We start from the raw sequence: 23,260 nt of genomic DNA on the forward strand, positions 1-23,260 counted from the left end.
GCCGCCTTGAGGCGCTCGTGCCAGGGGCGCTACAATGACTGAAATTTCATTTAATCACTAAGGAAATCAATATGTTGGATGCACTATCCCCGCTTGTTCGCGGCCTCTTTGGCGCGCTGCTGGTGGCCTGCCTGGCGTCCTGCGCAAGCCTGGGTGGCCCGCCGAAGACGCTCACCGACGCGGACAGGGCCGAGCTGGTCGAGCGCGTGACAGCCCGTTGGGAGGCGCTGGAGCGCAAGGATTTCGCAGCTACATGGGACTTTGCAACACCGGCGTATCGCGCTGTTTTTCCGAGGGATTATCATGCGCGCAACTTCACTTATACGGTGGACTGGGAGTTGACAGCTGTCGAAGTCCTTGCCTATGATGCCGACGCAGCTGTGGCAAGTGTGGCGGTTCGGGTCATGTCCAGGCCGACCAAACAAACCGCGGTTTCTGCACAATTTGGCGCTATACCAACGACTGTTCGCGAGAAATGGGTTAGCATTGATGGCGAATGGTGGCATAGCGTTAGCGGCTGAAGCCCGGTTGAAAGCTGGCTGCAGTTAGCAATAAATAGCGCTAGCAATCTGTACTTTGGTTGTGAAGTAAAAACACATTAGGAGTCTCCTACTATGAATGCAAAGTTTAAGCCTCTGGGTCTTGTTGCTGCAGTAGCAGCTGCGACCGCTGGCTACACTGGCGTTACCACTGCACAGACTGACGTGGCAGGCAATGGCCTGGGCGACGTTGGCCTGATCCCTTACTACACCGTACGTGACGGCTTCGTCACCGGTGTTCACGTGACCAACACCAGCGATCGCACTCAGGTTGTCAAAATCCGCCTGCGTCGTGGTGTCGACTCCATGGATGCCCTCGACTTCAACGTCATCATGTCTCCGAAAGACGTGTGGACCGGCTTCCTGCAGGACGAAGGTGACAACATCGTGTTCAACACGACCGACACCTCCTGTACTGCTCCGGCTGCTCAGAGCGGCAAGTTCACCATGCCCGGCATCTACCGCGAAGGCGCGGAAGAAGGCTACATCGAAGTTATCGCCATGGGTGCGCCCGAGAGCGAAGATGACCCGATCGCCGTTGCTGCCAAGCACACTTCCGAAGGCGTTCCCTTTGACTGTGCCGGTGTACGCTCCAACTTCTTCGCTGGCGGCACCTTCCAGGGTCAGCCCCGCGGTGTTGCAGCGCACGACACTACCAACCAGATCGGCGTAGCTACCGGTTCTCCCGATGGCGAAACTGTCTACACTCCCCCGGGCAACCCGCTGCAGGTTTCTTTCTTCCTGCGTGACGCGGCTTCTGGCCTGGAAATGGGCAACCAAGCCGTCATGCTGGAAAACTTCCTGGTTGACGAGCCGGCCATCACCAACCAACAGTTCGGTCTGTTCAGCGGCGACCTGCTGGGCTTCGACTACCCCGACCTGAACGGCGGTGTACCGGGCACTGGTAACAGCGGCAAGTTCGTCGAGCTGCGCAGCGCGATCGGCAATGCTTCCGTGATCAACGACTGGTCTGCCAACGCTGACCTGAACGTGGGCACCGACTGGGTTATCACCTTCCCCGGTCAGTACACCATGCTGGATCTGCCCCACTACTTCGCGTCTTTGCTGACCGAAGGCACCGAGGACGAGATCCCCTGCAACCGTGGCAATGCCCAGCCTGCAGGTACCTTTGAAGGTCTGGAAGGTGGCTGTGACCACCGCGATATCCCGGCCATCGCGTCCTTCGACGTCTATGACCGTGAAGAGCAGCAGCGCGCTCTGCCCGACGGTGAGCTGGTTGTATCTCCCCAGCTGCCCGGCGCGGAAGTCCGCACCCAGCTGCCCTACGAAGTTAACGTTGTACAGTGGGGCGCCGAGCCCGTACTGGGTAGCGTGAACTCCGACATCGTGGTTCAGGTTCCCGAGAGCCCCTTCGGCTGGGCGGAGCTGAGCGTTTCCAGCAACACCAGCGGTGACCTGGCTGTGTGTGAAGCCACTTCCAGCAACTCCGGCGTCAACATCGCTGGCGGTGCGAGCGAAATCGTTGCTGCGGTTACTGCCTACGGCTGTGACACCACCGGCGTTGTAGCTGGCGAGATCCCGAAAATTGGCTTCGTCGCTTGGGAGCGTAGCTTCCCCGGCAACCCCGATGCCAACTACGGTCGCGCTATCGAGCACGCCTACGGCAGCGGCTTCTAATCGAAGCTAACCCGTTTAGCTGAGAAGCACCTGAAAGCCGGCACCGCGAGGTGCCGGCTTTTTTATTATTTGCAGACCACGTCAATCAGGAAGGGAGTACCATGTTGAAACGCCAACTCTGGCTGGCCCTTGGCCTCTGTGTATCCGTGTTTGTCCAGGCTGGAGAAGAGATCGTGATTCGTGACGGCGATGTCACGGTTACTCGCGCCGAATTTGAGGAAATTGTCGAGCGTTGGAGTCGCGACATGCGTGAAGCGGCCGCCAATGATACCGGCGATCGCCTGGAGTTGATCAATATCGCCGTGACCAACAAGAAGCTCGCGCAGGCAGCGGACACGTTGACGCCCGAGGCCGATGGCGAGGATTACTGGACCCTGTATTTCCGTGAACAAAATCTCAAGCGCCGCTTCATGATCGATCGCTTCGTGGCCAATGTCGAGGTGCCCGAGCTGTCCGATCTGGCCCGCGAGCGCTATGCAACCGAAAAGGACAAGTACGCGAAGGTGCCGGAGAAGCGCCTGACCTCGCACATCCTCTGGGTCTGTCCCCCCGGGCAATGTGAACGCGAGCCCGTTCGCGAGGAGGCCCGGGAAGTGCTGGCGCAGCTGCGCGACGGTGCCGACTTTGAAGCGATGGTGGAAAAGTATTCCGGTGATCCCGGCTCTCGCAAGAAAGGTGGCCGCTTTGAGAAATGGTTCAGCCTGGGCGAAAAGGGTGTCGAGCCCCGCTACACCGGTGGTGCCTTTGATATCGAGGAAGTCGGTGCCTATTCCGACCTGGTGGAAACCCAGTTTGGTGTCCACATCATTCGCCTCGACGACGTTCAGAAAGCGCACTACAAATCCTTCGAGGAAGTTCGCGACCTGATCATTCGCACGCTGCGTGGCGAGTACGTCAAGGCCGCGGTGAAGGACTACGAGTCCAGTCTGTCGCTGAGTGACGAGGTGCGTATCGATGGTGCGGCGATGGAAGATATCTTCGCTCCCTACAAGAGCGCCCCGTAAGCCATGTCGGTGCTGCTGGTGGTCGGCATGCACAGGTCCGGAACCTCGGCCCTGTGCGCTGCACTGCGAGCCTGCGGCGCCAGCTTCGGCGACCGTCTCCTGGACCCCCTCGCCGGCGTCAACGACGAGGGTTTCTGGGAGGATGCCGAGGTCGTGGAATGCAACGAGCGACTGCTGGCAGCAGCCGGCGGCAGCTGGTACGCCCCCGGGGATGCGGTCCTGGGGGGAGACTGGCCTGCCGCCGCGCTGGCTGACTTCCGCGCCGATGCCCAGCGCATCCTGGGCCGGGGCTTTGGCAGTCCCGATAGCCTCTGGGCAATCAAGGATCCGCGCTTTTGCCTGACCCTGCCGCTCTGGCTGCAGGCCTGCGAGGCCACCGGCCTGCAGCCGCGCGTCTGCTATATCAGCCGTGCGCCGCGGGAAGTCGCGGGATCACTGCTGCGGCGCGATGGCTTCCCCGAGGCCTACGGCCTGCGCCTGGATCTGGCCTACCGGCAAGCGGTTATGGCTGCACTCCCGGTTGAGACCCTACGTGTCGATTACCCGGCATTGCTGGCCTCTCCTTTGTCTGTCCTGGCGCGCTTGTCCGAGGCTTTGCCGCTCACTGTGGATGAGGCGGCGCTCGCACGCGCCGTGCGTTCCGATTTGCGCCATCAGCAGGTCGAGACCGGGGGTTCCCTGCTGTCCCGCGCCGATATCGGGGCGGAGGAGCTGGCAGACCTGGCGGCACTGATTGATCAGCAGTATTCCCTGCAGGGTGCACTGCAGGGAATACTGGACGGCCTGGTTGCCCGGGGCCGTGAATTGTCTGCCATCGGTGAATCCCATAGCCGGGCCCTGGAGGCCATCGCGGCGAAGGATGCGGACATCGGCAGGCTTGCTGCCGAGCTGGAGGAAGCCCTGGCGGTGATTGCGGGTAAGGACCGTGATATTGAGGGCCTTGCGACGGAGCATCGCCAGGCGCTGGCCACAATCGACGAGCGCGATGCGCAGCTCCGCGAGCTGGATGGCCGGTTGGCAGAGATCGGTACCTTGCACAGCCACGCGCTGGAGGTCATCGCCGACAAGGACACCGAGATTCAGGCCTTTTATCGGCTGCCTGTCCTGGGTCCTGTGTTGCGCCTGGTACGCTGGTGGCGCCAACGCCGGCTTGCCGGGGGTGAGGGATGAGCGGGATAATGGCGTCGGGTTTATCAGAATGAGTTGGAGACAGTGCGTCTATCTTCCAGACAACGCGAGGTGATCAACGAAGTGCTTCGACGGCATTTCGGTGAACAGACCCGAGTACTTCTGTTTGGCTCGCGCGTCGACGATAGCAAACGTGGTGGCGATATTGATCTCTACGTTGAGCCACAAATTCAGTCGCCCGCAGTATTGATCGATGCCAAGTTCGCGGCTCTTGTGGAGTTGAAGCAGAAGCTGGGAGACCAGAAAATCGATCTGGTGATTCATCGTCCGGAAACGCCCTTGTTACCTGTTCACCAGGTGGCGCTCCGTGAGGGTGTGGTGTTGTGAGTGCGGAAAAAATCACCTCACTGCTGTCGATCTGCCAGCGTCACGCGGAGCGCCTTCAGTGGGCCATGAGTCAACTGAGTCACTTGCAGCCCTTCGATCCCGAGCGGCTAGAAAAAGTCGATGACACGACTATGGCTATCATGGACCAGTTCGCCTCACGCTTTTCAAAGTTACAGGATGCAATGGGCGCTCAGTTATTACCCGCGGTTCTGGATCTCACTGCGGAGCAGGGCGAGCTGACGACATTTATCGATAAATTGAACAGGCTGGAAAAAATGGGCGCCATTCACTCCACGGAGCGCTGGATGATGTTGCGGGAGATGCGCAATCAGTTTGCCCATGACTATCCCGAAGAGCCCGAAATACAGGCCAGCTTGCTGGACAAGGCCTTTACTCAATCGAGGCTGTTGCTGGACGAGTTTGAGCGTGTGAGATCGTTTATAAACCGTTATCTGCCAAGCACTGCGGCGACCTCCTGACGTGCGCGAGATTGACATCGTCATCCCCGTCTACGATGGGCTGGAAGAAACGCGCCGCTGTCTGGACACTGCTCTGGCGACCACGGACCCCGCGTGGTCGCGCCTGGTGCTGGTCAATGACGCCTCGCCCAATCCGGCCATCACGGCGCTCCTGCGCGAGCTGGCAGAGGCCCACCCCGAGCGTATCGTGCTTCTCGAGAACCCGGAGAACCTGGGCTTTGTCGGGACTGCCAACCGGGGCATGCGCCATGATCCGGCGCGGGACGTCCTGCTGCTGAACAGCGACGTCGAAGTCGCCAACAACTGGCTTTGGCGTATCCGCGAAGCCGCGGAGCGCCATCCCGATGCGGCCAGCATCACGCCCTTCGCCAATAACGCTACCATCTTCAGTTTTCCCAATTTCTGCAAGGACAATACACTGCCCTTCGGGGCCGATCTCGCCACCATCGACGAGGTGTTCGCCGAGAGCTTCATCGCAGAGGATGTCTACGAAGTGCCCACGGGTGTGGGCTGTTGCATGTACCTGCGGCGGGAGGCTTTGCAGGCCGTGGGCGACTTTGACGAGGCGACCTTCGGGCGCGGTTACGGCGAGGAAAATGACTGGTGTCAGCGAGCCATTCGCGCCGGCTGGCGCAACCTCCACCTGGCCAACTGCTTCGTCTTTCACAAGGGTGGCGTCAGCTTTGCCGAAGAGCAGAGCCCTCGGATTGCGCGGGCAATGGAATTGTTGGACCAGCGCTACCCCCGCTACCACAGCGACATTCAGGCCTATGTCGCCGCCGACCCGGCGCGCGCGGCGCGCACCCGTGCACTGCTGGGCCTGTTTGCCCGCGTGTCGCGCCCCAAGGTGCTGTTTATTTCCCACAAGCTTGGCGGGGGAGCCCAGCAGCACGTGGATGAACTGGCCCGCCTGTATCGTGATCAGGCGCTGTTCCTGCAACTGACGCCGGAGCGGGAGGGCGAGTCGGTCGTACTGAGCGTCTTCGAGGGTGGTCAACGTTTGCTGGACGGGCTGCACTTCGTGGTGGACCGGGACTTTGAGACGCTGGTCGCGCTGCTGCGCACCCTGGGTGTCGGACGCCTGCATTTCCATCACACCATGGGTGTTCATCCGCGCCTCTGGGTGCTGGCAGAGGCACTGGGCTGCGGACACGACCTCACGGTCCACGACTATTACCTGGTCAACGGCAATCCCACCCTGACCGATGCCGATGCGCGCTATGTGGAGGAGTCCGCCGCGGACTTTGATCGGCGCTGCGCCGATCACTATCCGCTGCCGGAGGGTGTCACCCCCGAGGGTTGGCGGGAGGGCCAGTCCCTGTTGGTGCATCGCGCGCAGCGTGTCATCTTCCCCTCCACTGACAGTGCCGAGCGATTCCAGCGGTATTTTTCCCTGGCGGAACCGGTGGCGGCCTGGCACCCTGATTTTCAGGCCTCCCAGCCCTATCCCGAGCCAAGCTGGCAGTGGGATGGCAGCCGCCCGCTGAAGGTATTGGTGGCGGGCGCCATCAGTCGGGAGAAGGGAGCCGATGTGCTGGAGGGCGTTGCCAGGGCGCTGAGTGCTCAGAATATAGAGTTTCACCTGCTGGGCTATGCCTACCGAGCGCTCGACCGGAGCGTGATCACACACGGTCCCTATGCCGCCGAAGAAGCCTGGCAGTTGATCGAGGAGATTGCGCCGGACGTAATGTGGTACCCGGCTCTCTGGCCCGAGACCTACAGTTACACCCTGAGCCTGGCCCTGCATCTCGGACTGCCGGTGGTGGTGCCCGATATTGGGGCCTTTGTCGAACGGGTGGCGGGGCGTGAGCACAGCGTGATCATGCCCTGGGCCACGCCGGTGTCCGGCTGGCAGGGTTTTTGGGAAAGTGTGCTGTCGGATCAGGTACTGCCGGCCCAGGTATTGCCCGAGACGTCGCCGCGGTCACCCGCCCGACGGGATTTTTATCGGGAAGACTACCTGTCGCCGGTGACCGCCCGGAGCGGCGAGCTGCCGGCGGCCTTGTGGCTTCAGCTCACCGGCAACCTGCGCCCGGGCCTGCCGGTGCTGGGGCGGCGAGAGCGATGGCTGGGTCGTCTGTGGCGCCTCAGTCGCCATCCCTGGGTCGCCCGGCTGGTGGCCCTGGTGCCCTTTCGGCTTCAGCAGTGGCTCAAGCGCTGCCTTTCCCGTCGGCCAATGCACGAAATCGTGCGCTGAGCCTGTACAATCCGGGAAACACGCGAGAGAAGTTGAGTTCCGTGGCAACCGTCTACCTCCATATCGGCGCCCCCAAGACAGCGACATCCAATCTGCAGGCCATTCTTGCCGGTAGCCAGAAGGTGCTGCGCGCCCAGGGTGTGCTGTATCCCGAACAGTGCCGTCATGGCGACGCACACCACGTCCTGGTGGCGGACCTGATCGACAAATACCAGTCAACGCGCATGCCGGACCTGTGGTACGGCGATTTCCCGCGGGGAGAGGCCTGGTCGCGTCTGGCGTCGGAGCTGGCCTCCGCAGGGCCGGACATTCACACGGCGATTGTCAGTACCGAGCTGTTCTTCGGGCAGTCGATCAATATTGACCGAATGCTGGGGGATATCCGGGCCGCGCTCAGCGGTCACGCGGTGAAGGTGATCATGTACCTGCGCCGCCAGGACCAGCTCTACGCCTCTTTTTATAACCAGGATGTGAAGGGCGCACGGCAGTGGGCGGGTACCGCCTATGAGTTCTATGAAACTCACCAGATTTTTCAACGGGATTACGATCAGATCGCCGACCTCTGGGGGCGGGCTTTCGGGGCAGAGAATCTCATCGTGCGACCCTATGAGCCAGAGCAGTGGCTGAACGGCGATATTGTGGCCGACTTTTGTCACAGCACTGGCATATCTGCCCTGCCCGCAGCCCCCCTGGCGGCCAATGAGAGCCTGGGCGCGTCGCAGCTGTACATCAAGCGCTGCCTCAACCACGTGGGTTACGAGAAAGTCGATAACGATGCCGTGCTGGGCCTGTTGCAGAGGCTTTGCCCCGAGCCTCCACTGAAGACAGTGCGTTACGTCAATCGGGCTTGCTATAACCGCCTGCGCAAACGGTGGGAGGCGACCAACCAGCGCCTCGCCGGGATCTACGGCAACCAGGGGCAGTTCTTTCGCCAGGCGATCCCGGCGGCCGCGCACGTGGAGGCGCCGGAAACGGAGGAGGACCGCCTGCTGGAGTTTGTGCGCGCCGTGCGCAAGGCGGGGCGCGGGCGACGTCTTGGCAGCTTTCGGAGTCTGTTTGCCCGGGCCAGTCTGCTGATCATCGCCGAGCAGAATCTGTGGGCGATGGTGCCGCGGGATGAACGCATGGTGCTCGAAGACTGGGCACAGGACAGCCCGCGGGCACAAGCTGCAGCGGTGAGAGCCTGATGCTTTCGTCGCATCCACCGCCGGCCCTGCCCACAGCGGGACTGCTGGAGCGATGTGGTCCACACGAAAGCCGCATCCGGGAGATATTCACGCAGTTTGACTACCGCAACGACTTCCAACCGGTAAAGGAGCCTGTCTGCGCGTTGCTTTTTACCAACCGCTCCGGATCGACCCTGGTCACCGAGTATCTGCGTGCCACGGGCCGTGTGATGGCGATGGGGGAACCCCTGAATCACCCGATCGTGGCGCGTCGCGCCGAGAAGTTCCAGTTGACGGGCTTCCCCGAATACATGGCGCACGAGTACCGGCGCTGGCACAAGCCAGGGGCGATCTACGGCTTGAAGGCTTCCTGGGATCAGGCACTCATGCTCTGGCGTGCCGGCATCGTACCCGGCTATTTCCAGGATGTACTCTGGGTTCGCGTGCGTCGGCGTGACCTGCTGGGGCAGGCGATCTCCTTTACCATTGCCGAGCAGACACAGCGCTGGCACAGCTTTGATGCGGGCGAGCGTCCGCCACCGCAATACGATTTCCTGCGTATTTTGCGACGTGTCCAGTCCCTGGCCCAGGCCAACGGGGCCCTGGATGCCCTCTGTGCGACGCTGGATTTGCAGCCCTACGAGATCGATCACGATGCCTTTGTTGCAGAGCCTGAAGCTGGCACGCGCCGACTGGCGCGACACCTTGGCCTCGGCGAGGTACAAATCGACCCCGAGGCCTTGCGCATGAACCGTCAGCGGGGCTCCCTTAACCGGGAATTTCGCGAGCGCTTTTTGCGTGACTACCGCGCGCAGGTCGGCCGCGCCTCGGACCCGAATTCGCCGTGAGTAGCGGGTCCGGTCAGTCAGCGGATACTGCGGTCGGTTGGCGGCAGGCACTTTTCAATCGCCGCATGCTGATCTGCATCTTCACCGGGCTGGCGTCGGGTATGCCCCTGTATGTGTTGATTCAGCTGGTTCCGGCCTGGTTGCGGGATCAGGGGGTGTCTCTCACCGAGATCGGCCTGTTCGCCCTGGTCGGTATTCCCTACACCTGGAAGTTTCTCTGGGCCCCTTTGATGGATCGCTGGGTGCCGCCTCTGCTGGGGCGCCGCCGTGGCTGGATGTTCCTGTGCCAACTGGCGCTGATTGTCTCCATCGGTGTTCTGGGGCATTTCGACCCCCGCGATTCGACCTGGATGATCGCCTGGCTGGCTTTCGCTGTGGCCTTCTTCAGTGCCAGCCAGGATGTGGCGCTGGACGCCTTCCGGCGGGAGATCCTGCCCGATCGGGAGCTGGGGCTCGGCAACTCCATCCATGTGCAGGCCTACCGGATCTCCAGCCTGGTACCGGGCTCGCTGTCACTCATTCTTGCGGACCTGCTGCCCTGGGCGGTGGTGTTCTGGATCACCGGGGCGTTCATGCTGGTGGGGGCGGCGATGAGCCTTGCGGTGGACGAACCGAACTCCGAACTGCCCCTGGGCAAGGGCCTGCGAGCGTCGGTGATCGCGCCCTTCCGCGAGTACCTGCAGCGGCGCGGCTGGCACGGTCTCTTTCTGGTGCTGGGCTTCATGTTCCTGTACAAAATCGGCGATAACATGGCGACGGCCCTGGCCACGCCTTTTTATCTGGATACCGGCTTCAGCATGACCGAGATAGGCCTGGTGGCGAAGCACGCGGCACTCTGGCCGGCCATTGTCGGCGGGCTGTTGGGGGGCGTCGTCATGTTGCGCCTGGGTATTAATCGTGCACTTTGGGTCTTTGGCGTCGTGCAGGTGGTCAGTATCCTGGGATTTGCCGTGCTGGCCCAGAGCGGACCGGTTCTCTGGTTGCTGGCGGCCGTGATCAGCTTTGAATACCTGGGGGTGGGCATGGGCACTGCCGCCTTCACCGCCTTTATCGCCCGGGAGACCAGCCGCATGTATGCCGCGACCCAGTTTGCCCTGTTCACCGCCCTGGCGGCCCTGCCGCGAACCTTTGCCAATGCCAGTACCGGGGTCATTGTGGAAACCGTGGGCTGGTACCACTTCTTCCTGCTCTGCGCCCTCATCGCACTGCCGGGGATGCTCCTGCTGCTGTGGGTTGCCCCGTGGCGGGAGCCGCAGCCGTGAGTGCCCGGCCGCAGCGCGTGATCGCAGTGCTGGGCATGCACCGCAGTGGTACCAGCTGCCTGACCGGTTCCCTGCAGGAGGCGGGCCTTGAGCTGGGCAAGTATCACGCCTGGAACCCCTACAATTTGAAGGGCAACCGGGAAAATCAGGATATTGTCGATCTTCACGATGCGCTGTTGGCCGCAAACGGCGGCGGCTGGGATCGGCCTCCCCGGCGGTGTCGCTGGTCGGAGGCATTCCAGGACCGGGCCCGCGCACTATTGGCTGCCCACGCCGAGGTGCCGGTCATGGGGTTCAAGGACCCGCGCACGCTGTTGGTACTGGATGGCTGGAAGGCCTTGATACCGGGGCTGGAGTTTGTCGGCATCTTCCGGCATCCTGAGGCTGTGGTGCAGTCGCTGGAACGGCGCAGTCAAATGCCCAGGTCGCAGGCACTGGAGCTCTGGTATCGCTACAACCGGGTGCTTCAGCGCGAGCAGCGTCGCTATGGATTTCCTCTCTTGTGTTTCGACGAGGAGGAGGCGGCCTTCAATCGGAAGGTTGACCAGGTGGTTCGCTATCTGGGTTTGAAGCCGCCGGCGCAGCCACAACGGTTTTACGATAATCAATTAAAAAATTTCGCCGCCCGGTCAGGGGCCCGAACACCCCTGAAAGTTCGCTGGTTATACGGGAGCCTGCGGCGCGCGAGTCTGTAACGGATGTGTCATGCTGTCACGACTTTTCGGAAAGGCAGATAGGAACAGCCCGGTCGGTCGAGGACCCATCATCAGCATTGTGGTGATTGTCTACGACATGCCGGAGCAAGCGGAGAATACACTGCGCTCCCTGCTGCCGGGCTACCAGCGCGGGGTGGAAGGCGAGGAGTACGAGGTGATCGTCGTTGAAAACGGCTCACCCCGCACCTTGTCCCGGGATTTTCTTGCCACCTTGCCGTTCAATTTTCGCTATGTGCTGCGGCATGATGGTGAGCCGAGTCCGGCCCGCGCGATCAACCATGGCGCCAGCCTGGCACAGGGGGAGTTTGTCTGTGTCATGATCGATGGCGCTCGCATGCTGACACCGGGAGTGGTCCGCAACCTCTTGCTTGGGCACCGGGTGGCCGACCGCGCCGTGGTCGCCGTTCCCGGCTACCACCTGGGCTATGAGCTGCAGCAGCAGGCGGTCAATACGGGCTATAACCGGGCTTGTGAGCGTGAGTTGCTGCATTCGGTCAACTGGCCGGATAATGGTTATCGCCTCTTCGACATCGCCTGTTTCAGTGGTTCCAGTGCTCCCGGATTTTTCCTCCCCAATAGCGAGAGCAATTGCATCAGTTTGCCCCTGGACCTGTGGCAGGATTTGGGAGGTTACGACGAGCGATTTGATTTGCGCGGTGGAGGCCTGATCAACCTGGATCTTTACAAGCGGGCCTGCGAGGCCCAAGGCGTACAGCATGTCATTGCGCTGGGCGAGGGGACTTTTCATCAGTTCCACGGTGGCGTAACCACCGGTGGCCAGTCCACATCGGTGCGTGAAAACTACATTGCCCTTAGCCATGCACAGTACCGCGAGCTGCGTGGGCAGGAGTTCCGCAGTCCCCAAACACAACCCCTGTTCCTGGGAGAAATTCCGCCCTAGGCGCAGAAGTTTGTCTATTATTCTGCCGCCCGCATTCTGGCCGAACGGGGTGAGCTTAGTCCGTCGGGGGAATCCATCCGTCCCGGCGCCGTGGCCTGAGGAAAGCGAGTGAGTTCTGTCTATTTTCCCCCTTCCCTGCAGCATTTCGAGCCCCGCCGTATGGTCTTCTCCACCTGGGTGGACCATCTGCCGTTTGCCTACGACCTGGTCACCGCCCTGCGGCCCGAGGTGGTGGTGGAGCTGGGTGTTTATAATGGTTTGTCGTTTTTTACCTTCTGTCAGGCCATGCAGGAAAACGACATCGACGGCGTGGCCTATGCCATCGACTGCTGGGAGGGGGACAAGCATACCGATCACTATGACGACAGCATCTATCGCGATGTGCAGCAGCACGCCCGGGAGCACTATCGGGGCTTTGCCTACCTCTTGCGGATGTATTTCCACGAAGCACTGCGCCACTTCAATGATGACAGTATCGACCTCTTGCACATTGATGGCCTGCACACCTACGAGGCCGTGAAGGAGGACTTCACCACCTGGTACCCCAAAGTGAAGCCAGGCGGCATTGTCCTCTTCCACGATGTCATGGCGCGCCTGCAGGATTTTGGCGCCTGGAAGTTCTTCGAGGAGCTGCAGGCCGAGCACGCCGAGACTTTCCGCTTCAATCACGGCTTCGGACTCGGCGTGTTGCGCAAGCCTGGCGGGCAGCCGCGGGAGACCGAGTTGACCGGGCTGCTGTTTGACCGCGATGAAGCGTCGGTCAAGCGGCTGCGCCAGTTCTACACCCATGCGGCGCACTTTCTCGAGGCGCGACGCCAGGCCAAACGCCTTAAAGAGCTGATCGGGGCGAAGAAGAAGGGCGGGCAGGGCAAGCAGGCCGCGGATGGCTGAGGGCCGCCCGTGAGGGTGAGTGCGCGGGCCGCTCTTGCCCTGGCGCTATTGCTGGCGGCGGTAGCTGCCGGCCACGCGGAACCCGCCGTTCCGCGGCCCAATCTCCTGCTGATCGTGGTCGATGACCTGGGGGTGAACGACCTCGGGGCCTGGGGCAACACGGAGGTGGTAACGCCCAATATCGACAGTCTCGCCGCTCGGGGCCTGCGTTTCACGCGACACTACACCGATACCACCTGCGCGACCTCCCGAGCCATGATGCTGACCGGACAGGAACCGGCGCGCCTGGGTTTTCGGCCGGTTCACCAGGGGATATCACCGGAAGTGGTTACCCTGGCCGACGCGCTGCGGGAGCAGGGCTACTCTACCCATCATGTCGGCAAATGGCACCTTGGCTACAGCACGCGCTTGGCCTGGCCGTTGTCGCAGGGCTTTGATACGTTTTTTGGCTTCCTCGACCAGCATCTCCTGCGCGGCCCTCATCCGCCGGGGACTTGGCAGCCAGGCAGGCCGACTCACCGCAATCCCTGGTTACAACGTGACAACCAGCCCCCGCAGGCGACTCGCGGCTGGCTGGACGACTTGCTGGTGCGCGAGGTGGAGGCCTTTCTCCACCAGCGGGGTCGCGGGAGCGAGCAGCCCTGGTTTCTGAATCTCTGGCTCTATGCCCCGCATACACCCCTGCAGCCCATGCCGGGCTTCGCAGGGCGTTACCCGGATACGCCCCGGGGGCGGTATCTCGCGCTACTGGAACAGCTTGATCACCACGTGGGGCGGGTACTGTCGGCCCTGGAGGTCGCTGGCCTGAGCGGGAACACGCTGGTTCTGCTCGCCAGTGACAACGGCGGGACCGAGAAAGCCTACCCCAGTAATGCGCCCTTCGGCGGACGCAAGATGGACTATCGCGAGGGGGCGGTGCGCACGCCGCTGATTCTCGCCTGGCCGGGAGAGGTGGAATCCGGCGTCGTCGAGAACACGGTCACGGCCCTGGATTATCTGCCTACACTCCTGGCGGCTGCCGGTGGTTCGCCAGAAGCCGGGCTTCGCGGCCGCGACCTGCTGAAGGTTCGCCGAGATTTGGCGCCCCCGGCGGAACCGCTGTTCTGGGAATCGGCGAGTATCGCCGGAAACAGCTGGGCTGTGCTCTCCGGCGATGGGCGCTGGCGCCTCAGTACCTTCCTCAATGCATACCGGCAGTTGAATGACCTGCAGGCTGATCCCGCTGGTCGCGTCAATGTCATGCAGCAAAACCCCGACCGTGTCCGGGCACTTACCCGTCAGTTTCGGAACTGGCAGCGAGTGACGCGGGAGCTGCCACTGAAGATCGATCGTCTGGATGAGTCGGGAAAGGCCCGGGTTACCGGCCAAAGTCTGCAGCGCGCTCCCGGGTTCGCCGGCCATACCTTTGCCATCGGTATCCGCGGCGAGGGGGACGGTGTTCTGGCCAGCCAGGCCGGACAGTGGTTCCTGATGCGCCTGGGAGGCCAACTGCAGGTGCGTATTCACGATCACGACCTGCACTCGCAACCCGTTGCCTGGCAGTCCGGGGCTTGCAATAGCCTGGTTCTGAGCAGTGAGTTTCGTTTCAGTCTAATGTTGCCGGAAACCGATGTTGCCGAGCTGCGCCTGTTCGTTAATGGCGAGGCGGTATTGTCCGAGCGACGACCTCGTCCGGCACTCCCGCCCGATGATTTTTTGCAGCCTTTGCTTATCGGGCACGGCGAAACGGGGCCGGATTTTGCCGGCAGGCTCGGTCAGCCGCTTGTGTACAATCGCAGTGTGGGAATCCTTCCCGCGGACCGGCAGGAACTTGACAGCGAACTCGCTCTTCTGGCCGAGCGCGTATGCGAGACGACATGATTCAACAGACTTTCGAGGAGCCCGAAGCAACCCGGCAGGCACTGGAGCGGGCTCAGGCCCTGGCTGGCAGGGGGCAATGGCGGGCAGCCGTGGAGGCGCTTCAGCTTGCCGAGCAGGCAAGGCCGACCGCGCTGCTGCAGCGTGCGCTGGTTGACCTGCGTATTCAGGGGGGGCGTGCACTGGCGGGTAGCGGGCAGGGGCTCGCCGACCCCTTGGCCGCTGGAACTGAACCCCGCAGCGGGGCGGTAGAACGGCAGGCACACCGGGCCGCTGGTCTGCCCGAAGTGACCGCTGCCGAGCTCAATGCCGCTGTGGTGCGCGAGGCCCTGTCCGAGCGCGGCGCACTGCTGGTGCGGGGGCTGGTCGACCGCGAGCGCGCGCTGTCCCTGCGCCACCTGGTTGATCGGGTGATTGCCGCGCGGGAGCAGCGGGTACCCTGTGAAGAGTCTTCAGCCGCATGGTATGCGCGCTCGCCCGAGGTGCACGGTGGCCCCGCACGTTTTTTTGCAGCGCCGGGTGAGTCGGTGTCAGCCAGTAGTTCACTGTGGACGGTCGATTCGCCACTCGCTACTGCGCGGCTTCTGACGCTCTACCACCAGTTGCGCCTGCCGGAACTGCTGAGCACCTACTTTGGAGAGCCCGCCCTGCTTTCGGTCAAGAAATGGGTGCTGCGCCGCGTGGCACCGGACAATGGGGCCGAGGCAGGCTGGCATCAGGATGGGCGCTTCCTGGGAGAGGGCATCGCGACGCTGAACCTTTGGCTGTCCTTGAGCGATTGCGGTGGTGACACGGAGGCCCCGGGAATGGAAATTGTCGCCAATGGTCGCCGCGATATCCTTCCCACCGGCAGCCACGGTGCGGATTTTGACTGGACCGTGGGGCAGGGCCTGGTCGACCAGGTGGCACCGGACACCCGCTTTGTCCCCCGCTTCGCGCCAGGCGATGCACTGATTTTTGATCACTTCAACCTGCATCGCACTGCTTTCGGAACGGCCCACACTCTGCCGCGTTACGCGATCGAGGCCTGGTTCTTCGCGCAGTCGCGGGCACCTCTCAAACAGCAACCGGTATTGTTCTGATGCGTGTGTCCGTCATTGTCGTGGGCTATCAGATGCAGCGGGAGTTACCGAGAACCTTGCAGGCGCTGTCACCCCGCTATCAACTGAACTGTGAGCCGACGGATTACGAGGTCATCGTGGTCGATAACGGCTCTCCCGAGCCACTGGAGACCTCGCTGCACAGCGTTCCGGAGGATCTCTCCCTGCGCTGGCTGCGCCTGGATCCGGCCCCGGTGTCACCGGCGCAGGCCCTGAATCGCGCGGTCGCCATGGCCCGCGGGGATATTGTCTGCCTCATGGTCGATGGGGCCCATCTCCTGACACCGGGTGTGCTCGACTGGGCCGGGCGCGCCTTTGCCGCTTTCGATGAGCCGGTGGTGGCGGTGCGCTATTTCTACCTCGGCCCCGGCGAGCAGCCCGAGACCGTGAAGTCGGGCTACAACCAGACCCGCGAGGATGCGCTGCTGGACAGCATCGACTGGCCGCGGGATGGCTACCGCCTGTTCGAGGTGGGTACGCCCCTGTGGGGGGGCGCGGAGCGAATCACCTGGTTCAACCGCATGTTCGAGTCCAACTGCCTGTTTATGCGTCGAGACCTGTTTCTGGCTCTGGGTGGGGCCGATGAGCGATTCGATCTGCCCGGGGGCGGTTTTCTCAACCTGGACCTGTACAAGCGTGCGGTCGACAGCGAGGGTGTGGTGCCGGTGCAGCTGGTGGGTGAGGGGAGTTTTCACCAGGTTCACGGCGGTACTACGACCAACAGCAGCGATACACTGCGCGATGCACGGCTGGCAGATTACCTCGCCCAGTACCAGGCATTGCGCGGCCACCAGCGCCTGGTCAGCGACAAGCCTTTGACCTTTCTCGGTCACCTGCCTACCCAGGCGTCGAAGATCCACCTGCGCAAGCGGGGGAACCCGGTCGACTGAGTGGGTTGCGGTGGGGTCGCTCCGGGTTCCGGGCGATCAGGCCGTGGGGGCTTCGTCGGACCCGGGCGCGAGATCTCCCCAGGCGAGAGGCACCTGATTGCGGGGAAAGCTCTGGCTGCCGAAGAACCAGGTTTCCAGGGCGTAACGGGTTTGATGCAGATCTTCGCGAAACTGGGTGCGGTGCAGGCAGTAATGGTCAAAGAACAGTGCGTCACCGGCCTCGAAAACCGGTGCGACGGCTGCGCGACCGGCAAACTCGCGATCCACGGTATCGGGTGCCACCGACCAGCCAAAATAGGCGTCTTCCGCGCTGACAATCTCATTCAGGCGCGCCGGAATCAGGTCCAGGCCGGGGGCACCGGTGTCGCCCCCGCAGCGGCTCAGTGGCAGCCAGAGGTTCACGCTGCTGATATCCGTGCCCATGAAGGCGCCGTCCTGGTGCCAGCCAGCGGGGGACACCGGCAGCACGCTCCGACGCAGTACCCACTTTTTCGCTGTCAGGCAAGGCTCCTCACCCAGATAGCTACGCAGTAGCTCATAGAGCCCGAGCTCGGTATAGAACCGGAGCAGAGCCTCCGCCACGACCGGTGCCTCCACGCACATCGCCGAACCGGAGGTGTTGTGGAAGCCGCGGGAATAGGCGAGCTCGGCACCCTGCATGATTTCTCGCAGTATGTCCGGTGGATCGTAGTAGGCGCCACGGGGTGTGTCGTCGGCGGGCGTGCCCAGGGCGGTGGCACAGCGGTCAATGACCCGGTCACATAGCTCGCGTAGCTCGGCTGCTGTTTCCGGGGCAATCAGGCCGCGCACAATCATCGCACCGTGATTGCACAGGCAGTACTCGAGCGTGGCCGGGTCGAGCTCCTCGGGCTGGATTTCCGGGATGCCCTCGCACAGTGTCAGTTGGCGCGCTTGCGTGTGTGGAAGGAGTTGGCGCGGCCTGGCGCTGGGGCTGCGCTCGCGGAAGGCCGCGATACGCCCGTTGAGTAATTCCCGGTCTTGATCGTGCTCACCGTTATCGAGCACCCGCAGGGTCGTGCTATACATGGGGATATCCGGATCTCTTATTGTGCAGTCATTACGCGGTGATGGGTTCTGAACGTCGTTGACCATAGCATAGCCAAGCCGCGTGGCGGGTGACGTCATGGTGTCGCAACGGCTTTTTTGTCGGTCGCAGTACGCGTGCCCGGTGTCGGTGTTTTGCGCTTCCAGCGCAGGAAGGGGCGCTCAATCATCTGATAGGTGACCCAGGCGCAGAGAACAGAAAGTACCAGTGCCAGGGCAGGCAGGGCGAGAGCTTGCCAGGATGTAGAGTACTGCGCTTGTCCGAGCCAGTCCTCCAGGGCCCGTATCAGGAAAAACAGGATCGGCACATGGTTCAGGTACACGGAGTAGGAGAGCTTGCCCAGGGTGGCCATATGGCGGTTGAGCAACAGCGCGCTGCCGAGGGGGCGGTAGCTCAGCAGCAGTGCAGCCAGCAGAGCCCAGACGCCAGCTTCCCAGGTGTGCCGGAGGTGCCATAGACGTTCGGCGTTCCAGTCCCCCAATGCTGCGCCACGCTGCAGCAGGTAGGTCATTGCCGCCAGCAGAACACATGCCACGACGGTACTGAGCAGGCGCCCATCCCGGTTCGGGGTGCTGCTGCCAAAGCGCACATACCACCAGCCCAGTGCCACACCCACGGCAAAGGCGGGAAGGCGTCCGAACAGTGATTTGGATGCAAACCAGGAGACCATGGGAGTGGCGGGTGCAATCGCCAGTGCCCAGTAAAGATAGGCGAGCAACCAGATGCCGAGCGCGAGGTAGAGCAGTGTCCGGGCATGGCCGCCGCGCAGATAAAGCCAACAGGCAAGCGGCAGCAGGAGGTAGAACTGAACTTCCGTGCTCAGCGTCCACCACACGGCGCTGAATGGGGTGATGTCGAAACCGACGAACTGGAATGTTGCCGCCTTGAGTGCCGGGCCCCACTGCCCGCTGATGCCGGCAGCCAGCAGCACGAAGCTCAGATACAGTGGCAGGATGCGCAAGGCCCTGGCTCTCAGGTAATGCGGTATCGAGGGTTCCGGAGCACCCCGCTGCATCTGCAGCCAGGGTAGGCTCAGAAGGAACCCGCTGAGAACGAAGAACAGCGTGACACCGGTGTTGCCGGCAACGACCCAGGATTCCAGAGGGCCCGGCGCGGTGCGCGGCTCTCCCCACGTCATGCTGTAGGCGTGGAACAAAAAGACCATGAGAATCGCCAGGCCACGCAGGCATTCGAGCTCGAAACGGTAACTGGAAGGGCGGCGCAGCCCCTCTACGAGATCTATCGTTGTGTGTGTTTCGCGGCTCATTGCATCAGTCGGCAGCGCCTGCGGCTGGCCCGGGAGTTGTTCCGGATTTGCTCCGCGCCGCGATGCGGCGGTCATAGGCCATGCGTTGCCGGACTGCGTCATCCCAGTCTTCGGGCGCCAGCGCGTGCAGACTCGCGTCCCAGCTGGCCAGGGCATAGGTCTTGCGGCGCCAGTAGTACTTCAGCGACGGATCCCGCCAATCCCGGTAGATCGCCTCCCAGGCCTGTCGCTGGAAGTGTGGCTGCAGGGATTGTGCGGTGAGGGGCTCGCCCTCGCGCTGGAAACGGTAGTCCACGGAAAGCCGCATGCAGTCGGTCAGATTGGGCAGTGCCCGGTGCACGGTGAGGCTGTGAAATATCAGCATGTCCCCCGCCGCCATGTCCCCGGAGACCCAGGGTAGCCTGGCGTGTCGCGCATCCATCGCACACTGCCGGTGGCCGGCTCCGAGTGAAAATTTCAGCGGCAGCAGGCCCAGCTTGTGGGAGCCCCGGAGGATTGCCAGGGGGCCAAGCGCCTGTGGGCAGTCTCCCAGGGGTAGCCAGCTGGCGTAGAGTTCCGTCGTGCCCTGGTTGTTGGGGAAGTCCTGGTGCGGCGGTGTTGTCCATTCCGTGTTGGCGGGAAAGACCAGGCGGCAGATGGACAGCGGATGGGGAAAGGCACTGGGGCCAAGCAGGGCGCGCATCGGTGCCAGAATCGCGGGGTCGTGGGCGAGGGCGTGAAAGCTCTCCAGGTGCTGGATCTGGTCGTAGACGCCGAAGTAGTCGGCGTCGCCTTCCACGACCGGCCGGTGGCAGGTGTGTGCCCGCAATGGGTCCGGGCCGTCATCTATCCAGCCATGCTGGACACAAATCGCGACAATTTCACGGCGCAGATCCGCCAGCTTCTCGCGATCGACAATGCCCCGCAAGTACAGGTAACCCTCGCGCTCGAAGCGGGTGCGCAAGGCCAGGTCGTCGCCGAGGGCGTCACTGGAGTCGGTAAAGGCCTGCATGGCGGCGTCAGCTGTGGTTTTTATCGAGCACTTAGCATTCCACTGAAAGCTCCCGAGATCAATCCTCTCCGTGTGCGGTCTCGGTAAGACCCGGTATTTTGGCGGCTTCCGGCAAAGCGCAGTTCGCGATGGGCTTGCATCGTCGCCATTCGCCCCCATAGAGTACACAGCGGCGCTCTCACTCCCTGCGCCGGGAGATGCTATGCGACTTCTCTTATTGCTGTTGCCCTGGCTGGAACTGTTCACCTTGATCCAGCTGGGGGTCGAAACCAGTGCCCTGACGGCGCTGGGCTGGGTCCTCCTTACCCTGGTCCTGGGGATCTTGCTGCTGCGGAAGCAGGGCGAGGGTATGCTCCGCCGCCTGCGCGAGACCCAGCAGGGCTTCGTCATCAACCCCGGCTGGCTGGTGGACGATATGGCCATGGGCCTGGCGGCGGTGCTACTGATGGTGCCCGGCCTGATTACCGACGCCTTGGCCGTATTGGTGATGATCGGGCCACTGCGCCGGCGGCTGGCGCGGGCCCTGGGTGGCCGGCGGCCCCGGCGGGAAGCCCCCGGCGATTCTCCGCAGGATGCCACCACCCTCGAGGGCGATTATCGCCGTCTGGATGATTGAGGCGGAAGTCCTTGCCCCCGCTGCAGCTGTTGCTTTTGCAACTGCCTGACTTACCAAAGAAAATTCTCCCACTGAAAAAATTTTGGCACTCTCGGTAAAAGAGTGCCAAAACACCCCTTGAAAACCCCCCGGTCGCCCCAATATCACCGGCAAGCCCCCGTTGGGGCCTGCCCTCGCGGGCCTGTATAACACCGTAACCAGGAGATCTTGATCGATGAAAATCCGTCCGCTGTACGACCGCGTCGTCGTTCGTCGCAAGGAAGAGGAAGAAAAAACGGCCGGTGGCATTGTTCTGCCCGGTTCCGCCAAGGAAAAACCGAACCAGGGTGAAGTGGTCGCGGTTGGCGAAGGCAAGGTGCTGGACAATGGCACCCAGCGCCCCGTAGCCGTCAAGGTTGGCGACAAAGTGGTGTTCGGCCAGTACGCCGGTAGCAACACCATCGAAGTCGATGGCGAGAAGCTCATCATCATGAGCGAAAGCGAAATCTACGCCGTCGTCGAGTAACTGGCGATACGTTCAACCGATTCATCAACTTCGATAGTCAAAGGATTAGATCATGGCAGCTAAAGATGTAATGTTTGGTGATGACGCTCGCCAGCGCATGCTCAAGGGCGTCAACATCCTGGCCGACGCGGTCAAGGCAACCCTCGGTCCCAAGGGCCGCAACGTGATTCTGGACAAGTCCTTCGGTGCACCCACCGTGACCAAGGACGGTGTTTCCGTGGCCAAGGAAATCGAACTGAAGGACAAGTTCGAGAACATGGGCGCGCAGATGGTCAAGGAAGTCGCCTCCCGCGCCTCCGACGACGCCGGTGACGGCACCACCACCGCGACGGTACTGGCCCAGTCCATCGTCAACGAAGGCCTGAAGTCCGTAGCCGCCGGCATGAACCCGATGGACCTGAAGCGCGGTATCGACAAGGCCATCGCCGCCGCCGTGCAGAAGATCCAGGAAGCCTCCATCCCCTGTGAAGACAACAAGGCCATCGCGCAGGTTGGCACCATCTCCGCCAACAGCGACAGCCAGGTTGGCCAGATCATCGCCGAAGCCATGGATAAAGTGGGCAAGGAAGGCGTGATCACCGTGGAAGAGGGCACTGGCCTGGACAACGAGCTGGATGTCGTCGAGGGCATGCAGTTCGACCGTGGCTACCTGTCCCCCTACTTCATCAACAACCAGGAAACCATGAACTGCGACCACGAGTCGCCTTTCATCCTGCTGGTTGACAAGAAAATCTCCAATATCCGCGAGCTGCTGCCCCTGCTGGAGCAGGTGGCCAAGTCCTCCAAGCCGCTGGTGATCATCGCGGAAGACGTGGAAGGCGAAGCCCTGGCCACGCTGGTGGTCAACAACATGCGCGGTATCGTCAAGGTTGCTGCCTGCAAGGCACCGGGCTTTGGTGACCGTCGCAAGGCCATGCTGCAGGATATCGCCATCCTCACCGGTGGTACCGTGATCTCCGAGGAAGTGGGCATGGATCTCGAATCCGCCACCCTGGAGCACCTGGGCACCGCCAAGCGCGTGACCATGGACAAGGACAACACCACCATTATCGATGGTTCCGGTGAAAGCGCCGCGATCGAAGCGCGGGTCAAGGAAATCCGCGTGCAGATCGAGAACACCTCCTCCGACTACGATCGCGAGAAGCTGCAGGAGCGGGTTGCCAAACTGGCCGGCGGCGTTGCCGTGATCAAGGTTGGCGCTGCCACCGAGATCGAGATGAAGGAGAAGAAGGCCCGCGTTGAGGACGCCCTGCACGCGACCCGTGCGGCGGTCGAGGAAGGCGTGGTTGCCGGTGGTGGTGTCGCACTGGTGCGCGCCGTGACCGCGATCCAGGATCTCAAGGGCGACAACGAAGACCAGAACCACGGTATCGCGGCGGCCCTGCGTGCCATGGAAGGTCCCCTGCGCCAGATCGTTGCCAACGCCGGCGACGAGGCTTCCGTGGTCCTGGCCAACATCCGCAAGGGTGAAGGCAACTACGGCTACAACGCCGCGACTGGCGAGTACGGCGACATGCTGGAAATGGGCATCCTGGATCCCGCCAAGGTGACCCGTACTGCACTGCAGGCTGCCGGCTCCGTGGCTGCCCTGATGATCACCACCGAGGTGATGATCGCCGAGAAACCGGAAGACAAGTCTGCCGGTGGCGGTATGCCCGACATGGGTGGCATGGGCGGTATGGGTGGCATGGGCGGCATGATGTAAGCGGCCCGCGTACCCACGCGACACTGGAAACCCCGCCTAGCGCGGGGTTTCTTTTTTTCGGGCAGTGTGTTTATTTGTGGCGTGACCCCGCCGGGAGGCTTGGGTCT

22 protein-coding genes are annotated in these 23,260 nt (G+C 62.4%); 19 read left to right on the top strand and 3 right to left on the bottom strand.

Annotated elements, in window-relative coordinates:
• The first annotated feature begins 71 nt into the window (after positions 1-71).
• The 16 genes from ACYVGS_RS15055 to ACYVGS_RS15130 all read left to right on the top strand — a co-directional run bounded on the left by ACYVGS_RS15055 (position 72) and on the right by ACYVGS_RS15130 (position 17,003).
• The gene (locus tag ACYVGS_RS15055) at positions 72-521 is read left to right on the top strand and encodes a hypothetical protein (protein WP_460589501.1); all 450 of its coding nucleotides are present in this window, start codon (positions 72-74) and stop codon (positions 519-521) included.
• 93 nt (positions 522-614) lie between these two features.
• Positions 615-2,177, top strand: a complete 1,563-nt coding sequence (locus tag ACYVGS_RS15060; RefSeq protein ID WP_460589502.1) for a hypothetical protein — start codon at positions 615-617, stop codon at positions 2,175-2,177.
• 101 nt (positions 2,178-2,278) lie between these two features.
• Positions 2,279-3,181 carry a peptidylprolyl isomerase gene (locus ACYVGS_RS15065; protein ID WP_460589503.1) on the top strand — a complete coding sequence of 301 codons (903 nt, stop codon included), beginning with the start codon at positions 2,279-2,281 and terminating at the stop codon, positions 3,179-3,181.
• 27 nt (positions 3,182-3,208) lie between these two features.
• A complete protein-coding gene (locus ACYVGS_RS15070) occupies positions 3,209-4,351 on the top strand; it encodes a sulfotransferase family protein (RefSeq protein ID WP_460589504.1) in 1,143 nt (380 codons plus the stop codon).
• A 69-nt stretch (positions 4,352-4,420) separates the two neighbouring features.
• Complete coding sequence (locus ACYVGS_RS15075; protein ID WP_460589505.1) at positions 4,421-4,696, top strand: hypothetical protein; 276 nt, start codon at positions 4,421-4,423, stop codon at positions 4,694-4,696.
• Positions 4,693-5,175: a hypothetical protein gene (locus ACYVGS_RS15080; protein WP_460589506.1), complete on the top strand. Its 483-nt coding sequence runs from the start codon at positions 4,693-4,695 to the stop codon at positions 5,173-5,175. Before ACYVGS_RS15075 ends, ACYVGS_RS15080 begins: the two co-directional genes overlap by 4 nt.
• A 1-nt stretch (position 5,176) precedes the next feature.
• Positions 5,177-7,372 carry a glycosyltransferase gene (locus ACYVGS_RS15085; RefSeq protein ID WP_460589507.1) on the top strand — a complete coding sequence of 732 codons (2,196 nt, stop codon included), beginning with the start codon at positions 5,177-5,179 and terminating at the stop codon, positions 7,370-7,372.
• A gap of 41 nt (positions 7,373-7,413) precedes the next feature.
• Positions 7,414-8,559, top strand: a complete 1,146-nt coding sequence (locus tag ACYVGS_RS15090) for a hypothetical protein (protein WP_460589508.1) — start codon at positions 7,414-7,416, stop codon at positions 8,557-8,559.
• A gap of 143 nt (positions 8,560-8,702) precedes the next feature.
• Positions 8,703-9,386, top strand: a complete 684-nt coding sequence (locus ACYVGS_RS15095; RefSeq protein ID WP_460589509.1) for a Stf0 family sulfotransferase — start codon at positions 8,703-8,705, stop codon at positions 9,384-9,386.
• 65 nt (positions 9,387-9,451) lie between these two features.
• Entirely contained in the window at positions 9,452-10,648 is a 1,197-nt protein-coding gene (locus ACYVGS_RS15100) for an AmpG family muropeptide MFS transporter (protein WP_460589560.1), read from the top strand.
• The gene (locus ACYVGS_RS15105) at positions 10,645-11,343 is read left to right on the top strand and encodes a hypothetical protein (RefSeq protein WP_460589510.1); all 699 of its coding nucleotides are present in this window, start codon (positions 10,645-10,647) and stop codon (positions 11,341-11,343) included. Before ACYVGS_RS15100 ends, ACYVGS_RS15105 begins: the two co-directional genes overlap by 4 nt.
• Positions 11,344-11,353: 10 nt before the next feature.
• Positions 11,354-12,265, top strand: a complete 912-nt coding sequence (locus ACYVGS_RS15110) for a glycosyltransferase (protein ID WP_460589511.1) — start codon at positions 11,354-11,356, stop codon at positions 12,263-12,265.
• Positions 12,266-12,373: 108 nt separating this feature from the next.
• Positions 12,374-13,156 carry a class I SAM-dependent methyltransferase gene (locus tag ACYVGS_RS15115; protein WP_460589512.1) on the top strand — a complete coding sequence of 261 codons (783 nt, stop codon included), beginning with the start codon at positions 12,374-12,376 and terminating at the stop codon, positions 13,154-13,156.
• A gap of 9 nt (positions 13,157-13,165) precedes the next feature.
• On the top strand, positions 13,166-15,016 hold the full coding sequence (locus ACYVGS_RS15120) for a sulfatase-like hydrolase/transferase (RefSeq protein WP_460589513.1): 1,851 nt from the start codon (positions 13,166-13,168) through the stop codon (positions 15,014-15,016).
• Positions 15,013-16,095, top strand: a complete 1,083-nt coding sequence (locus tag ACYVGS_RS15125; protein WP_460589514.1) for a phytanoyl-CoA dioxygenase family protein — start codon at positions 15,013-15,015, stop codon at positions 16,093-16,095. Before ACYVGS_RS15120 ends, ACYVGS_RS15125 begins: the two co-directional genes overlap by 4 nt.
• Positions 16,095-17,003, top strand: coding sequence for a glycosyltransferase family 2 protein (locus tag ACYVGS_RS15130; protein WP_460589515.1), 909 nt, complete (start codon positions 16,095-16,097; stop codon positions 17,001-17,003). The genes ACYVGS_RS15125 and ACYVGS_RS15130 overlap by 1 nt, the downstream gene beginning before the upstream one ends.
• A gap of 36 nt (positions 17,004-17,039) precedes the next feature.
• On the opposite strand, the gene ACYVGS_RS15135 is transcribed toward ACYVGS_RS15130, so the two are convergent.
• From ACYVGS_RS15135 to ACYVGS_RS15145, 3 genes are all read right to left on the bottom strand, one after another.
• Positions 17,040-18,050, bottom strand: a complete 1,011-nt coding sequence (locus tag ACYVGS_RS15135) for a phytanoyl-CoA dioxygenase family protein (protein ID WP_460589516.1) — start codon at positions 18,048-18,050, stop codon at positions 17,040-17,042.
• A gap of 95 nt (positions 18,051-18,145) precedes the next feature.
• Positions 18,146-19,438 (bottom strand): acyltransferase family protein, encoded by a 1,293-nt coding sequence (locus tag ACYVGS_RS15140; protein WP_460589517.1) that lies wholly within the window; start codon positions 19,436-19,438, stop codon positions 18,146-18,148.
• Complete coding sequence (locus tag ACYVGS_RS15145) at positions 19,341-20,327, bottom strand: phytanoyl-CoA dioxygenase family protein (RefSeq protein WP_460589518.1); 987 nt, start codon at positions 20,325-20,327, stop codon at positions 19,341-19,343. Before ACYVGS_RS15145 ends, ACYVGS_RS15140 begins: the two co-directional genes overlap by 98 nt.
• A gap of 202 nt (positions 20,328-20,529) precedes the next feature.
• Here ACYVGS_RS15145 and ACYVGS_RS15150 point away from each other — a divergent pair, with 202 nt between their 5' ends.
• The 3 genes from ACYVGS_RS15150 to groL all read left to right on the top strand — a co-directional run bounded on the left by ACYVGS_RS15150 (position 20,530) and on the right by groL (position 23,153).
• The gene (locus tag ACYVGS_RS15150) at positions 20,530-20,943 is read left to right on the top strand and encodes an FxsA family protein (protein WP_460589519.1); all 414 of its coding nucleotides are present in this window, start codon (positions 20,530-20,532) and stop codon (positions 20,941-20,943) included.
• A gap of 214 nt (positions 20,944-21,157) precedes the next feature.
• Positions 21,158-21,448 carry a co-chaperone GroES gene (groES, locus tag ACYVGS_RS15155; RefSeq protein ID WP_460589520.1) on the top strand — a complete coding sequence of 97 codons (291 nt, stop codon included), beginning with the start codon at positions 21,158-21,160 and terminating at the stop codon, positions 21,446-21,448.
• A 52-nt stretch (positions 21,449-21,500) separates the two neighbouring features.
• Positions 21,501-23,153: a chaperonin GroEL gene (gene groL / locus ACYVGS_RS15160; RefSeq protein WP_460589521.1), complete on the top strand. Its 1,653-nt coding sequence runs from the start codon at positions 21,501-21,503 to the stop codon at positions 23,151-23,153.
• The last annotated feature ends 107 nt before the right edge of the window (positions 23,154-23,260 follow it).

Source organism: Haliea atlantica (assembly GCF_054779855.1).